A 16,056-nucleotide genomic window follows, 5' to 3' on the forward strand; every position below is an offset into this window, starting at 1 on the left:
TTTTCAAAATAATGATTTAAAGTGAAGAAAATTCTTTTTGATATTGAAAAAATATGATAGAATAAATTATGAAAATTTAAGTAGAATTAGGAGGAAAAAATGAAAAAAATACCTGAAGCAGTTGGACCGTATTCAGCCTTTAGAAAAGCTGGTGACTTTTTGTACATTTCAGGACAAATCGCAATAAATCCTGAAAATCAGCAAATCGAAGCTGTTACAGTAGAAGAACAGGCAAGACAAGTTCTTGAAAACTTGAAGGCAATTTTAGAAAACAATGGACTGGCAACAAAGAATGTTATAAAAACAACTGTATTATTAGACAACATCAACGACTTTGGAGCGGTAAACGACATTTATGCAGAATACTTTACTGAACCATATCCGGCAAGATCAGCTTTTGCGGTGGATAAATTGCCAAAAGGAGTTTTGGTGGAAATTGAAGCGATAGCTTATTTTGGAAAATAATACTTTATTAAATGGATGACTTTGGATAACCTGAAGTCGTCTTTTTTTGTAACAATAATTCATTTTCAATATCTAATACTAAACCCCTTTTGAAAATAGAAATAAATTTTTATAATAGAGTTGTTTGATAATTAATTCATAATCATTCAACTAAATTATTTTTTATTATTTTTTGGATATTTTATTAATAAATATTTTTTCATAATCCTATGTTTTTTCTTTTTATAAAGCAAGGGAAATCAATCGCCATTTCCCTTGCAACCCTGGCTCGTCTAAGCATTTTTTTGAAACAAAAACGAAACTCGCTGACGCTCAAACAGTCGTTTTCATTCCAAAAAAATCACGACATTCTATATTAAATTATAAAGATTATTATATTTAAATTTTAGGTTTTTACATTTGAAAAATATTAAATAAGCAAAATTTCGTTAAAGGAAAAATAACTGTCTGAGCGTAGTTTTACGAAGCGAGTTTTATTTTTTCTTTATAAGAAAGTTTTGCGTAAGCGGGGTTGTAAGGGCATGGCGTCTGATGCCCTTACGTTAAAAAAATTGAATAAAGAAATAGAAAAAACTATTATTAGTCATAATATTTATAAATAAAATTATAAAAGTCTTTAAGATGGATACTTAATGATTAAATTTAATTAAAGGATATTTTAATAGCTACACAGGTTGTATAATGACATAATCACGTAAAAAAAAATGACTTTAATTTCATAATTTAAAAAAATTTAAAAAAAAGTGTTGACAAAAATTTTGGATAGTGATATACTACATTTGTTAGCAATCATATAGATAGAGTGCTAATAAATTAAAAAATAGTTTTTAATTAAGAAATTTAAGAAGAAAAAGGTGATGGATATGGAACAGAACTTTACGCAAAAAAGTATTGAGGCTATTTCAGAGGCTAATAACTTTGCGATTAGATATAGACATTCTGATATAAAGGTGGAACATTTGCTGCTTGCGCTTGTGGGGCAGATGGAAGGACTGATTCCTAGCGTACTTAAAAAGATGGGAATTGATACGGCTGACATGATTAGGAAAATTGAAGGGAAACTATCTAGTTTTCCTAGAATTGAAGGCGGTAACAGTGAACCGAGAGCGAATGGAGAGTTAAATAGGGTTCTCGTCGGAGCAAGAGATATTGCTAAGAAAATGGGGGACAGTTATATCAGTACCGAACATTTGTTCTTGGCAAGTTATGATAATAACAGTTTTTTAAAAGATTATGGAATAAATAAGAAGCAGTTTGAAACTGTGCTTGAAAGTGTGAGGGGAGGTAGAAAAATTATGACAGATAATCCAGAAGGAACTTATGAAGCGTTAGATAAATTTGGTAAGGATCTGGTGGAACTTGCTCGAAAAGGTAAACTTGATCCGATTATTGGAAGAGATAATGAAATCCGACGGGCTATACAGATTTTATCAAGGAGAAATAAAAATAATCCAATTCTGATTGGAGAACCAGGAGTCGGAAAAACAGCGATTGCAGAAGGAATTGCGCAAAGAATACTAAAGGGCGATGTGCCTGAAAACTTGAAGGATAAAACGATTTTCTCACTTGATATGGGTGCCTTGGTTGCAGGAGCGAAATATCGTGGGGAATTTGAGGAAAGATTAAAAGCGGTATTGGAAGAAATTGAAAAAAGTGAAGGAAGAATAATTCTTTTCATTGATGAAGTTCATAACATTGTGGGAGCTGGGAAAACGGAAGGATCTATGGACGCTGGAAACCTTTTGAAGCCAATGCTTGCACGTGGGGAAATAAAGGTTATTGGTGCTACTACGATTGACGAATATAGAAAATATATTGAAAAGGATGCAGCGCTTGAGCGTAGATTTCAGCCTGTAATGGTAGATGAGCCGACTGTGGAAGATACAATTTCAATTTTACGTGGATTGAAAGAAAAATTTGAAATTTTCCATGGAATCAGAATTACGGATAATGCTATAGTTACTGCGGCTACAATGAGTGACAGATATATAAATGACAGATTTTTACCAGATAAGGCGATTGACTTGATTGACGAGGCGGCTGCAAAAGTAAAGACTGAAATTAATTCAATGCCGACAGAACTGGATGAAGTTACAAGACGTGTTATGCAGCTTGAAATTGAAAAAGTGGCGCTTGAGAAGGAAAAGGATCAGGCTTCTAAAGATAGACTTGTTACATTGGAAAAAGAATTGGCAGAACTTAACGAGAAAAAAGCCGCATTTAAGGCACAATGGGAAAGTGAAAAGCAGGAAGTTGAAAAAATACAAAATATTAATACAGAAATTGAAAAAGTTAAACTTCAAATTGCCGATGCGCAAAGAAAAAATGACTACAACAAACTGGCTGAACTGCAATACGGTAAATTGCCGGCACTGGAAAAACAAAGGGCAGATGAAGAAGAAAAAGCCAAAAATCAAAATCCAGATGCAAATAAATTATTAAAACAGGAAATTGACAGCGAAGAAATAGCAGAAATTGTTGGAAAATGGACTGGAATACCGGTTTCAAAATTGTTACAGGGAGAGCGTGAAAAAATCTTACATCTTGCAGAACAAATGATGAAAAGAGTAATCGGGCAAGATGAAGCAATCACAACAATAAGCGACACAATAATCCGTTCACGTGCAGGACTGAAAGATCCAAACCGTCCAATCGGTTCATTCATTTTCTTAGGGCCAACAGGTGTAGGTAAGACTTATTTGACAAAAACACTTGCATTTAACCTGTTTGACGATGAAAGCAACATTGTCAGAATTGATATGAGTGAATATATGGATAAATTCAGCACGACAAGATTAATCGGAGCGCCTCCGGGATATGTAGGATATGAAGAAGGTGGACAGTTGACAGAAGCTGTAAGAAGAAAACCTTATTCAGTAATTTTATTTGACGAAATTGAAAAGGCTCATCCAGATGTATTTAATATTCTGTTGCAACTACTTGACGATGGAAGGCTTACAGATGGTAAAGGGAAAGTTGTAGACTTTAAGAACACAATAATCATTATGACTTCAAATATCGGTAGTGAAATTATATTGGAAGATCCACAAGTTTCAGAGCCTACAAAAGAAGCTGTATTAAATGAAATGAAACATAGATTTAAGCCAGAATTCTTGAACAGAATTGACGATATTATAGTATTTAAGGCATTAGGAAAAGAAAGCGTGAAAAGTATTATTTCACTCATTCTTGATGAAATCAACGATAAATTAAAGGAACAATACATAAAGATTGAATTTACAGACAAAGCTCTGGATTACATCGTAAACGAAGCTTATGACCCGGCTTACGGAGCAAGACCTCTAAAACGTTTTGTTCAAAAAGATATAGAGACTAATTTATCAAAAATGATTTTGAGCAATGAAGTGCCTGAAAACAGTACGGTTGTGTTGGATAGTGATGGAGATAGATTGATTTATGATGTGAAGAAATAAATTGAGAATTAAATAAGACTTTAAAATATTTTTTGAAGTGATGTTTTTTTGGGAAATAGGGAAGTATCAGAAACGGTGCTTCCTCTTTTTTTTATGAAAGTAAAATATTCATCTTTTGAAAAATGCTTTATTTTTTTATATTATATTATATTATATTATATTATTTTCTGCTGCACATAATTATACAATACACCGACTAAATTTTTTTATTTACATAAGATAGAATGATTGAAAATCTTTGTTAAAAGTGATAAAATATATAATTATAACGGTATAAAGACAAATTAATTTATAAGTAAAAGATGAAAGGGGAAAATATGCTGCATGGACTGGCTATAATTATTTCGACTTGGATAATTCCGTTTGAAAGAATACATTACTTGATAATTATCATTCTGGCGGTGGCGGTACTGCTGTCGGATAAGTCGCCGAATGCGATGCTTGCGTGGATTTTTACGATTTTTACATTTCCGCTTGGCGGGGCGATTTTATATCTTTTGTTTGGGATTAACTGGAGAAGGAACAAGATAATTTCCAAGAAGATGAAAGGCGAAGAAAGAAAGCTGTATTCAAGAATTTTTAACTTTATGCAGCGGGATGTGTCGGATATTTTCAGATCTAAAGACTTTTTTTACTATAATCGGCTGGAAAATCTGGATAAAAATGCTGATAAAATGAGCGAAACCGAAATAAAGAAAAAAATCCGCAATCAGATTGATACAATGATAGCAAATATTGGATTGCCGGATCAGCAAAGGGAAATTGTGAAAATGCTCTATGAAGCCGAAGGGACTTTTTTGACGAATAATGATTCATACAGACTATTTTACGGTGGAAAAGAGGCGTTTGATTCTATTTTGGCGGATATTGAAAATGCAAAAAGTACAATCTATATGGAATATTTTATATGGAAGGCTGATGAGCTTGGAGAAAGAATAAAAAATGCACTTTTGAAAAAGGCTAAGGAAGGAGTTAAAATAAAGCTGCTTTTTGACGGAGTGGGAACGTGGAAATTGCCAGGAAAATATAAAAAGGAGCTTAGGAATGCTGGAATCAAAATAAGATGGTTTTTAGATGTAAAATTTTTTATTTCCAAGATGAATTACCGGAATCATAGAAAAATAGCGTTAATTGACAATGATATTGTGCATACTGGCGGCATGAATGTGGGGCAGGAGTACATTGATGGCGGAAAGAGGTTTGATGGCTGGAGGGATACGAATATTCGGATTACAGGGGAAATAATCGGACAGTATCTTGCGATTTTTGTTACAGACTGGCTAAACAGCGGTGGGAAAAACGATTTTATTGAGGATATGAAAAGGGAGGCAGTCCAGGAGCTGGAAGAGCAAAAGCCGATAGACAGACAGGAAAAACTGGAATATCTGATGCAGGTTTCTTCGAGCGGGCCTGACACCGAATGGACAACCTTGAAATATCTGTATTCTAAAATGATTGCAACGGCAAAAAAGGAAGTCCTGATTCAAAGTCCATATTTCGTGCCTGACACTGATCTGATTTCACAGCTGAAGATGGCGGCTCTTTCTGGAGTCAAAATAAAATTAATGGTTACAGGAGTGCCGGACAAGAAAATGCCTTACTGGATAGCAGAAAGTTATTTTGCGGAATTGATTGAGGCAGGGATTAAAATTTTTCGCTATAAGGCGGGATTTTTACATAGTAAAAACGTGATAGTGGATGAAAAAATATCTACAATGGGAACGTGCAACTTTGATATGCGGAGCTTTGAAATAAATTATGAAGTGAATTCGGTATTTTATAATGAGGAAATTAGTAAAGATTTGAAGGCGCAGTTTATAAAGGATCTGGAAGTCTGTGAAAAATTTGATGAGGCAAGGCTGAAAAAGGTAACTTTTATAAAACGGCTAAGAAACTCTGTATTTAAGCTGATTTCGCCAATAATGTAAAAAATATGGCGGGTATAGGAAGGGAGTAAAATGGAAAAGAATTTTACAAAGGATGGGCTGATACTTTTAAATAAAAGCAGGGGGATAAGTTCGTTTGGGGCGATAAGTCATTTAAAAAGGGTAATAAAGGCGAAAAAAGTAGGACATGCAGGGACTCTTGATCCAATGGCCGAAGGGCTTATGATTGTTATGATTAATGATGCCACAAAATTTTCTGGCGACTTGATGAAAAAAGATAAGGAATATTATGTGGAAATGGAGCTTGGGTATAAAACTGACACTTACGATTCGGAAGGGACAATTATTGAAAAGTATGAATCTGAAATTAATATAAGCAATTCTAAAATAATTAAGACTATAAATAGCTTTAAAAGAAAAATGAAGCAGGTTCCGCCAATGTATTCAGCAATAAAGGTAAAAGGGCAGAAACTTTGTGATTTGGCAAGAAAAGGAATTGAAGTGGAAAGGGCTGAAAGAAATGTAAACATATCAGAAATTAGGGAAATAAAAATAATCCGTCCAGATAAAAATTCAGAAAACTCCCAAAATATCAAAATTTCGTTTTACACAAAGGTCAGCAGTGGAACTTATATCCGTTCATTAGTTTACGATATTGGAGAAGAATTAGGAGTTTTTGCTACGATGACAAGGCTTGTGAGGACTAAGATTGGAAGGCTTGACATTGAAGATGCGATTACTTTGGAAAAGGCTGAAGCTGAAATTGGGAAATTGAAGAAGCTTGTGGAAGCAAAGAGAGAAAATGAGTCTTTCTGGACTACAAAGAGTGATGCTGCCATAAGGGCTGAAAAAATTCGGGAAATAGTCTGTTTTGTAGAAATAGAGTATATCCTGGATTATTACGGGATAAATGTTTCCAATGAGAAGTATGGGAGGCTGAAAAACGGGATGACGGTAATTGACACATTTAAAAAATTTGAAAATATAAGCAAAAAAATTAATAAAAGGGAGAATATTAGGGAAAACCAGAAATTTAAAATATATGTGCGAAATAGGGATACAAATAAAAGGGAATTTCGGGGAATTGTGAAAATTACAAGTATTCGGGGGGACAGGATTTATCTGAAGAGAGATAAATATTTTTTGTAACTTTTAGAAGTGAGAAGCGGTGATAATAATACTATGAAGAAGTCAAGCAAATACGTATTTGATATTGAAGTTTTTCCAAATTACTTTTGTGTCGTATTAAAAAAGTTAAATGATGACAAAATACTAATTATTGATTCGGACAATTTTAACCGTCAGAAAAAACTTTTGTACGACATAGTTTCTAAAAATGTGCTAATTTCATATGCAGGACACGGATTTGACGATATTGTAATTAATAATTTGTTAAAATATAGAAACACAAATGCAAACAGGAAAAAATTAAATAATGAGCTGAAAATAATAAGGAATATGCCAAAAGGCGAATACAAACATGAAAACCACGAATTTTACTCATACGATCTGGCTTATGAATATAACTTGAATCTAGGTGTAAAAGGGTTTGAGTTTAATTGCGGAGATAATATTGAGGAGCAGGATTTTGCTAATTTTAATTATGTGATTAAAAAAAATATATACGATAAAATTGTTGACAAAGTAATTGATTATTGCTTGCAGGACGTACTGGCAACAGAAAAAATGTATAATTTTATAATATCAAAAAAAAGTAACTGGGATGAAAAGGAAAATCTTTTGAATATCATTACAGATGGAAGTTACAGCAACAACATGAAACTTAAAAGGAAAATAAAATATTTGAACTATAATAACGATAAACTGATAACTTTACTTTTACATGGCGAAACCTCCATTTCCAGCCAGTTAAAGATACATTATCCAGCCAAAGTAAAAATGAACGATTATAATAATTATTCACAGGAAAAGGTTTATAGATTATCAATAAAAAAGACTACTTATACGAATGGCTGCTCAGCAATAAACTTTTTTCTGGAAAAAATAAAAAAATAATAAATAAAATACCCGAAGAGCTTTTATTAAAATCTTCATTTGTAAAAGCCACATTAAACAGATACCGGGTAAGTATTGTAAGGCGGATAAAGAAGGTTTTTGCAAAAGAAGGGATAGATGTAGTTGCAGTATCTGAAAATGATATTTTTATAACAAATGTTGAAGATAATATTTTAGATAAAATAAAAATTCAGATAAATGAAAAATATAACGATATTTTTGTATTAAAAAATGTGGATAATTTTTTGAAAAATAAAAATTCTATCTTGTATAAGATAAAGGATAAGACAAAAGGAACAAATGAATACCGCTACAATAAACTGATTATGCCAAAAAATCATATTTGGATAGCGGAAGTGCTTAAATTGTATTTTTGGGAGAAAAAAGATATAACAATGGCTGTAGAAGAGATTTTTGTAAAAAATCCTGACGTATTTTTTATGTATGCATCAGTTTATGAAAATATTTACGCCTGCGATGAAAATGGACAAATGCTGTTTGAAAGCACGGACGTACTGGACAAATTCAGAAAATACCGGCTATATTTTGCAAAAACAGGACTACATAAAGCTGTTATGCAGAAGCAGGAAAAATATTATGAAAAATACGGTTTTGGCGATATAAACAGCAATTTATACAAAGTGAAAAAAGTGGGGACAAGTGTAAAGGAATTTACTGATTATAAGGATATTGACTTAAAAAGTTATGCAGACTACGCTCAGAATTATATACAAAAATATTTTTAGAACATATGAGCGCTCTTGCATACAAACTTGAGGTGTGATATAATAAAAAATGCATAAAAATAGTAGGAGAAATATGAGAATTTTGGGGATAGATCCTGGTACTGCGATAGTAGGATACGCTATTGTGGACTATGAAAATGGGAAGTATACGCCACTTGACTATGGATGTATTTTTACAGATAAGGATGAGGATATGCCGGTAAGGCTGGAAAAAATTTACGACGGACTGGAAAATATTATAAAGCTCTGGAAACCAGCAGATATGGCTATCGAGGATTTGTTTTTCTTTAAAAATCAGAAGACGGTAATAAAAGTGGGACAGGCTCGTGGAGTTATAACTTTAGCAGGGCAGAAAAATAGGCTGAATTTATACAGCTACACTCCGCTTCAAGTAAAAATGGGGATTGCAAGTTATGGAAGGGCTGACAAGAAACAAATTCAGGAAATGGTAAAAATAATCTTAAAACTAGACGAAATTCCAAAGCCTGATGATGCTGCGGATGCTCTTGCAATAGCAATTACCCACATTAATTCCAAAATAGGATTTGGCGGATTTGACAGGGGAGATAACATTACAAAAAAATTAAATAAAATTACTTCCAACCGAATAAAACTGGAAGATTACAAAAAATTAATGAAATGAATAAATTTGTATGATAAAATAAACTTAAAATAGAAAGAATGGTAGATAAAATGAACATAGTTCTATTAAATCCAGAAATTCACGTAAACACAGGAAACATCGGAAGAACCTGTGTCTTGACAAATACAAAATTACATTTGATAAAACCTCTCGGTTTTGAACTGGATGATAAAAAAATCAAACGTGCAGGACTGGACTACTGGAAAAACGTGCAGCTTTTCGTATGGGAAAGTTTAGAACATTTCTGGCAGGAAAATATTGAAAATAGCAATGCAAAAATTTATTTTGCAACAACTAAAACGAATCAAAGATATACGGATGTAAAATTTAATAAAAATGACTATATAATGTTCGGGCCTGAATCACGTGGAATACCTGAAGAAATATTAAATAAATACAAGGAAAGCAATATTACGATTCCAATGCTTCCGCTTGGACGTTCGCTGAATTTGTCCAATGCTGTGGCGGTGGTGCTGTTTGAGGCTTTGAGGCAGAATAATTTTGAATATTAATTTAGATAAATTTAGGAGAAAAAATGAAGCAATATTTAGATATGGTTAAGCATGTGCTTGACAATGGAGTAAAAAAGGGAAACAGGACAGGAGTTGATACAATTTCAACTTTTGCCTATTCATATAAAGTTGACTTGAGTGAAGGCTATCCGCTTTTAACAACGAAAAAAATGTATTTTAATTCAATGCTGCACGAGCTGTTCTGGTATTTATCGGGAGAAGAGCATATTAAGAACTTGCGAAAAAAGACGAAAATCTGGGATGCCTGGGCAGACGAGGAAGGAAGGCTGGAAACGGCTTATGGAAGATTCTGGAGAAGATATCCAGTACCTAAAATTTCGTTAGATGGGGAAGTTTTTGCTGATGAGAATAATCCTTGGGTTACAAGAGAAGAAAATGGACAGCTTGTATTTGACCAGATTCAATATATTATTGACACTTTGAAGGAGATGAAAACTAATCCCAATCATAAAAATGGAAGAAGAATGATAGTTTTAGCTTGGAATCCGGGAAATGCAACAATTAGTAAATTACCGCCGTGCCATTATACTTTTGCGTTTAATGTTCTTGGTAATAAACTTAACTGCCATTTGACTCAAAGAAGTGGAGATATTGCACTTGGGATACCATTTAATCTAGCTTGCTACTCATTGCTTACAATGATGATTGCAAAGGAATGCGGATATGAAGCTGGAGAATTTGCTCATACAATAATTGATGCCCATATTTATGAAAATCATATTGAAGGGCTAAAGGAGCAGTTGACAAGAGAGCCGTTAAAACTTCCAAAAATCAAGATTGCAGACAAACCTTTTAATGAACTTACATTTGAGGATATTACGCTGGAGAATTATGAAAGCTATCCTGCGATTAAATTTGAAGTTGCAGTTTAAAAATTAAATAAGTGAGGAGCTTTGATGTTTAGTTTAATAGTTGCTGTTGGGAAAAATAATGAAATTGGAAAGAATAATCAGCTTTTGTGGCATATTCCCGAAGATTTGAAGAACTTTAAGAAAATAACAGCAGGGAAAACAGTTATTATGGGGAGGAATACTTATGAAAGCATAGGCAGAGCCTTACCAAACCGAAAAAATATTGTCTTGTCCAGAAATTTTTTGGAAGCGGAGAAGAAATTTAGGGAAGATAGAAAAAAATATGAAAATGAAACTACAAGGCTGGAGTTTTATGACGATTTTCAAAAAGTTATTGAAAGGTATAAAGATTTGACAGAAGAAGTTTTTATTATCGGAGGAGGGGAGATTTATAAAAAATCTCTTGAAATGGGAATTATAAAGAGGATTTATATGAGCCATGTTGATTTTTCTGATAATGAGGCTGACGCTTATTTTCCAAAAATCAATTTGAATGAATGGATAACTTTGACTGAGGGAAAATATGATGGCTGGAAATTTTGTATTTATGAAAAAGTTAATATATAGAGTAAATGAGAAGTTAAAAAGGAGAAAACAATGTCTAGGCTTAAATTTACGAAGGAAGTAGTAATTGAGGCGGGATATGAATTAATGAAAAAAGAGGGGTTTCAAAATGTTAGTGTTAGGAAAATTGCTAATTATCTGAAATGTTCGACGGCACCGATTTATTTTAACTTTAGTACAGTTGATGAGTTGAAGGAAGAAATCATAAATATGTGCAAGGAAAAATTAAAAAAATATTTATTTGGAAATTATTCTGAAAGAAAAATATTAAGCGTTGCAATTGGTTTTGTAATATTTGCAAGGGAAGAAAAGGAATTATTTAGGACAATTTTTCTAGATACGACAGAACGGTTTGAAAAAATTTACGAAGAAACTCTAAGGGAACTTTTGACAAAGGAAAATCTGCTGGAAAGCTTTCCTGCCTTGGAAGAAGATGAGGCAAAAAATGCTGTAACTAAAATATGGTATTTCTTATTTGGCTATGCAACTATACTTTGTACAAGGCTTGACGATAATTATAGAAGAAATGAAACAAATGAAATTATAGAAAACAAGATAGCAGAAATAGTAAACCATTTTAAAATGCAAATTTAAAAATATTATAGATTTATTTGATTATTAAAAAGTTTGAGCATATAATTTTTGTAATAAAAAAGTAATGGGAGAAAAAATGAACAAATATAAACTTTTAGGTGCAATTCTTCACATTGTGTACAGAATACTTAGCTTTATGACACGAAAGAAATATTTTTATGCAGACGGAGTAGAAATGAATGCTCCAAATATTATTGTTTTTTGGCATAGAAAAATTTTTACAGTATGCAATGCTACAAGGATTATTAAGAAAAAGGCCTCTATCGTAAGTGCGTCAAAAGATGGTGAGATATTGGCAGAATTACTTAGAAGAGAAGGAAATGAACTAATTCGAGGTTCATCAAACAGGGATAATATAAAAAGTTTAAAGGAAGCTATGAAATATGCAAAAAATGATTATACGCTTGGAATTGCGATTGATGGGCCAAGAGGACCTATTTTCGAGCCAAAGGCAGGTGCAGTTTTTATAGCGCAGAAAACAGGGATGCCAATCGTTCCAGTCAGCTCCTATTGCAGTAAAAAATGGATTTTTAAGAATATGTGGGATAGGCTAGAAATACCGGCACCTTTTGCAAAGTGCGTGCATTACGTTGCGGAGCCGTTTTACTTAACAAGGGAAACCTCCTTGGAAGATTCAATAAAATTAGTAAAGGAAAAAATACACGAAGCTGGAAACAAGGCATTTGAAATTTATAATAAAAAATACAATAAAGGTAAAAACATAGAATTCAAAGAAGAAAGTTTTGAATAAATAACAATTTTAAAGATATAAAAACAGACATAAATAACTTATGAAATCAGAGGGAGGAATAAAATATGTCGAAACCATTTTACATAACAACGCCAATTTATTATCCTAATGCATCACCGCACGTGGGAACAGCGTACACAACGATAATTTGTGATGTTGTAGCCAGATACAAAAGATTAACTGGGAAAGAAGTCGGTTTTATGACCGGAGTGGATGAGCATGGGCAGAAAATTCAGGAAGCCGCTGAAAAGAATGGATTCACGCCACAGCAATGGGTTGATAAAATGTCGCTTAATTTCACAACTTTATGGAAAAAATTAAATATTTCAAATACAGATTTTTTGAGAACGACGCAGGAAAGACATTTGAAAACCGTAAGGGAAATAATTAAAAGGGTGCATGATAAAGGAGATATTTACAGAGGAGAATATGTTGGCAAATACAGCGTTTCGGAAGAAACTTTTGTTCCTGAAAATCAGCTTGTTGATGGAAAATACATGGGAAAAGAAGTTATTGACGTAAAAGAAACTTCATACTTTTTTAAATTATCCAAATATGAAAATGCGCTGCTGGAACATATTGAAAAAAATCCTGATTTTATAAAACCGGAAGGAAAAAAAAATGAAGTAATCGCCTTTATAAAGCAGGGGCTTCAAGACTTATCAATTTCAAGAACAACATTTGACTGGGGAATACCATTGGAACTGGAAGAAGGGCATATAATTTACGTCTGGTTTGATGCATTGAATATTTACCTGACTGGAGCAGGATTTTCAACTGATACAGGGAAATTTGACAAATTCTGGACAAATGGCATTGTAAATCACGTTGTTGGAAAGGATATTCTAAGATTCCATGCTATCATTTGGCCTGCGTTGTTAATGTCGGCTGGAATAAAGCTTCCTGATACGATTGCAGCGCATGGCTGGTGGACTGTGGAAGGTGAAAAAATGTCAAAATCACTTGGAAATGTGGTAAATCCGGAGGAAGAAGTGGAAAAATACGGACTTGATGCTTTCAGATACTATCTGATGAGAGAGGCGACTTTTGGACAGGATGCCGATTATTCTAAAAAGGCGATGATTCAGAGAATAAACGCTGACTTGGCAAACGATCTGGGTAATTTGCTTAATAGAACGATTGGAATGCAGAAGAAATATTTTAATTCGGAAGTTGTGTTAAATGAAGTAGAAGAAAGTTTTGATATTGAAGTTAAGGAATTGTGGAAAAATACGTTGACTGATTTGGATAGACATATAAATAATTATCAATTTTCTGAGGCATTAAAGGACATTTGGAAATTTATTTCAAGAATGAATAAATATATTGATGAATGTGAGCCTTGGAAACTTTCAAAAGATGAAAGCCAAAGGGACAGATTATCAACTGTTATGTACAATTTAGTTGACTCGCTTTACAAAATTGCGGTGCTGATTTCGCCATTTATGCCTGAAACTGCACAAAAAATGATAAATCAGTTAGGACTTGACAAGGATGTTACAAAACTGCATCTGGACGATATAAAAGAATGGAAAAGCTATCCTGTTGGAAATAGATTAAATGAGGCAGTTCCGCTGTTCCCGAGAATCGAGCTGGAAGAAGAGCCTAAAAAAGAGTACAATGAGAACTTGAAAATTGAAAATCCGATTACAATAGATGATTTTAACAGAGTTGAAATTAAAGTCGTTCAAATTGAAAAAGTACAAAAAATTGAAAATGCAGATAAATTACTAAAATTCATTGTAAATACAGGAAAAGAGAAAAGGCAGATTATTTCAGGGATTGCGAAATGGTATCCAAATGAGCAGGAATTAGCCGGGAAAAAAGTGCAGGCTGTATTAAATTTGAAACCAGTTGAATTAAAAGGTGAACTGTCGCAGGGAATGCTTCTGACAACGACAGAAAAGAAAAAAACGAAATTGGTAATTGTAAATGATGAAGTAAAAGTTGGGACAGCTGTAAAATAAGCAGTTTGAGTGTGAATCTGAATTTGTAAACTAAAAAAATAAAAAAGCAAAGCAAAGAATTAAAGATTAAAGGAATACAAAGAATGTAAAGAATAAAAAAGTGGGGGGACAATTTTTAAACGAATAGGAAATGTGATAAGAATATGAAAAAATGGATAAATATATTATTTGTGTTATTACTTTCAGTATCTTGCTCAAAAACTGATACCGGTTATGATGCGCTTGAAAAAAGTCTTATTGGAATTTTAGAAAAAAAAGACTATGAATATATAATGAAAAATATGAACGAATCAGCGAAGGCAGGAAATGAGGACGTTTATGGACTTGCCTACACTTACCTGGCTGAAAATGGGACAATGTTCTTTAATAGATATATGAAGAAAAGTAAGGGGATTGCCGAATACTATCAGGCACTTTTACTGCAACAGACAAATGGCGATGAAAGTCAAATTCTAGATTTGCTTGAAAGTGCGATAAAGCAGGGGAATATAAAAGCATATTACTTAATTGGAAGTATTTATGAAGATAAGCTGGAATTTACAAAGGCGCAGGAATACTTAAAGAAAGGTAAGGATGCTGGAGAAATTTATGCCCTTTATTCCTATGAATACAATAAAAAGCTAATGAATTTTTATAAACGGATAGAAGAATTAAATAAAAAGTTAAATGATGGAACAATTTCAATGGAAGAAAAAAGGAACTTGGAACTTTAGTTTTGGAAAAAGTTTCTAATATCGAAAAAGCATATGAAATTTTAAAAGATTTCCTGTCTGAAAATTACTCGCCTGCACTTTATGCAAAAGCAAAATTATTGGAAAAAGATGATAAGGAAGAAGAAGCGGTGCAAATTTATAATCAGATATTTTCACAGAATAAATACTATCTTGCAGCCTTTGAACTGGCTTCACGGCTTGTAAAAGGTGAAAAGAACTATGATCTGGCATTAAAAATACTGGATGATACAAATTCGGATGAAGTTCTTATTTTAGGTTACAAAGGGTTTATTTATGAAAATTTAAAGGATTTTACAAAAGCTGAAGAATTTTACCAGAAGGCGGCAAATAAGGATGACATTGACGCAATGAACTATTTAGGGCGTTTATATGAAACGCAAAAGGAAATAAAGAAAGCTAGAAATATTTATAACAAGGCATACTTATTAGGCTCAATTTCTGCTGGCTACAAACTTGCTTATATCCTTGAAGACATGGAAAAAGAAAAAAATCCTGCAAAGGCTGATGAAACAGAAGTAAAGCAAAACAAGGAAGCCAAGAAAATACTGGAAAACCTGGCAAGCAGCGGAGATGATTACTCAATGGTCGATTTGAGCCTTTATTATCCTGAAACAGATAAAATGGTAAGATTACTAAATTTAAAAGCAGCCGCAAAACTGAATACAACAGCTTTTTATAATTTGGGAGTTTATTATTATAATAAAAAAAATAAGGATAAGGCAAAATTTTATTTTAGAGTTGCTAAGGAAAATGGATATGATATTGGAGAAATTTTTGATGCGTATATAGCCAATTAAAATAAAACTTTGTTATTAAAAAGATCAAGTTGACTTATATTGAAAAAATAGATGTAAAAATAAATATTTTTATAG

At 32.8% G+C, this 16,056-nt stretch carries 15 protein-coding genes; all 15 read left to right on the forward strand.

Features of this window, described 5'->3' with window-relative positions:
• Positions 1-99 precede the first annotated feature (99 nt).
• The 15 genes from HW275_RS09745 to HW275_RS12460 all read left to right on the forward strand — a co-directional run bounded on the left by HW275_RS09745 (position 100) and on the right by HW275_RS12460 (position 15,981).
• Entirely contained in the window at positions 100-465 is a 366-nt protein-coding gene (locus HW275_RS09745) for a Rid family detoxifying hydrolase (RefSeq protein ID WP_178936332.1), read from the forward strand.
• A gap of 863 nt (positions 466-1,328) precedes the next feature.
• Positions 1,329-3,899 (forward strand): ATP-dependent chaperone ClpB, encoded by a 2,571-nt coding sequence (gene clpB / locus HW275_RS09750; protein WP_178936333.1) that lies wholly within the window; start codon positions 1,329-1,331, stop codon positions 3,897-3,899.
• A gap of 317 nt (positions 3,900-4,216) precedes the next feature.
• Complete coding sequence (cls, locus tag HW275_RS09755; RefSeq protein WP_178936334.1) at positions 4,217-5,827, forward strand: cardiolipin synthase; 1,611 nt, start codon at positions 4,217-4,219, stop codon at positions 5,825-5,827.
• 30 nt (positions 5,828-5,857) lie between these two features.
• Positions 5,858-6,934 carry a tRNA pseudouridine(55) synthase TruB gene (gene truB, locus HW275_RS09760; RefSeq protein ID WP_178936335.1) on the forward strand — a complete coding sequence of 359 codons (1,077 nt, stop codon included), beginning with the start codon at positions 5,858-5,860 and terminating at the stop codon, positions 6,932-6,934.
• A 33-nt stretch (positions 6,935-6,967) separates the two neighbouring features.
• Positions 6,968-7,801 carry a hypothetical protein gene (locus HW275_RS12445; RefSeq protein WP_255460060.1) on the forward strand — a complete coding sequence of 278 codons (834 nt, stop codon included), beginning with the start codon at positions 6,968-6,970 and terminating at the stop codon, positions 7,799-7,801.
• Positions 7,802-8,046: 245 nt separating this feature from the next.
• Positions 8,047-8,547 (forward strand): hypothetical protein, encoded by a 501-nt coding sequence (locus HW275_RS12450; RefSeq protein WP_255460061.1) that lies wholly within the window; start codon positions 8,047-8,049, stop codon positions 8,545-8,547.
• Between the two features lie 73 nt (positions 8,548-8,620).
• Positions 8,621-9,190 (forward strand): crossover junction endodeoxyribonuclease RuvC, encoded by a 570-nt coding sequence (gene ruvC, locus HW275_RS09770; RefSeq protein ID WP_146997146.1) that lies wholly within the window; start codon positions 8,621-8,623, stop codon positions 9,188-9,190.
• 50 nt (positions 9,191-9,240) lie between these two features.
• Positions 9,241-9,702, forward strand: coding sequence for a tRNA (cytidine(34)-2'-O)-methyltransferase (locus tag HW275_RS09775; protein WP_178936336.1), 462 nt, complete (start codon positions 9,241-9,243; stop codon positions 9,700-9,702).
• Between the two features lie 23 nt (positions 9,703-9,725).
• Positions 9,726-10,595, forward strand: coding sequence for a thymidylate synthase (thyA, locus tag HW275_RS09780; protein WP_178936337.1), 870 nt, complete (start codon positions 9,726-9,728; stop codon positions 10,593-10,595).
• Positions 10,596-10,619: 24 nt separating this feature from the next.
• Positions 10,620-11,141 carry a dihydrofolate reductase gene (locus tag HW275_RS09785; RefSeq protein ID WP_178936338.1) on the forward strand — a complete coding sequence of 174 codons (522 nt, stop codon included), beginning with the start codon at positions 10,620-10,622 and terminating at the stop codon, positions 11,139-11,141.
• Positions 11,142-11,171: 30 nt separating this feature from the next.
• Positions 11,172-11,732, forward strand: a complete 561-nt coding sequence (locus HW275_RS09790) for a TetR/AcrR family transcriptional regulator (RefSeq protein ID WP_178936339.1) — start codon at positions 11,172-11,174, stop codon at positions 11,730-11,732.
• Positions 11,733-11,808: 76 nt separating this feature from the next.
• On the forward strand, positions 11,809-12,483 hold the full coding sequence (locus HW275_RS09795) for a lysophospholipid acyltransferase family protein (protein ID WP_178936340.1): 675 nt from the start codon (positions 11,809-11,811) through the stop codon (positions 12,481-12,483).
• Positions 12,484-12,548: 65 nt separating this feature from the next.
• Positions 12,549-14,450 carry a methionine--tRNA ligase gene (metG, locus tag HW275_RS09800; RefSeq protein ID WP_178936341.1) on the forward strand — a complete coding sequence of 634 codons (1,902 nt, stop codon included), beginning with the start codon at positions 12,549-12,551 and terminating at the stop codon, positions 14,448-14,450.
• A 143-nt stretch (positions 14,451-14,593) separates the two neighbouring features.
• Complete coding sequence (locus HW275_RS12455) at positions 14,594-15,163, forward strand: hypothetical protein (RefSeq protein WP_255460062.1); 570 nt, start codon at positions 14,594-14,596, stop codon at positions 15,161-15,163.
• A gap of 2 nt (positions 15,164-15,165) precedes the next feature.
• Positions 15,166-15,981, forward strand: coding sequence for a tetratricopeptide repeat protein (locus HW275_RS12460; RefSeq protein ID WP_255460063.1), 816 nt, complete (start codon positions 15,166-15,168; stop codon positions 15,979-15,981).
• The last annotated feature ends 75 nt before the right edge of the window (positions 15,982-16,056 follow it).

This window comes from Leptotrichia sp. oral taxon 223 (assembly GCF_013394795.1).
Taxonomy (GTDB): domain Bacteria; phylum Fusobacteriota; class Fusobacteriia; order Fusobacteriales; family Leptotrichiaceae; genus Leptotrichia.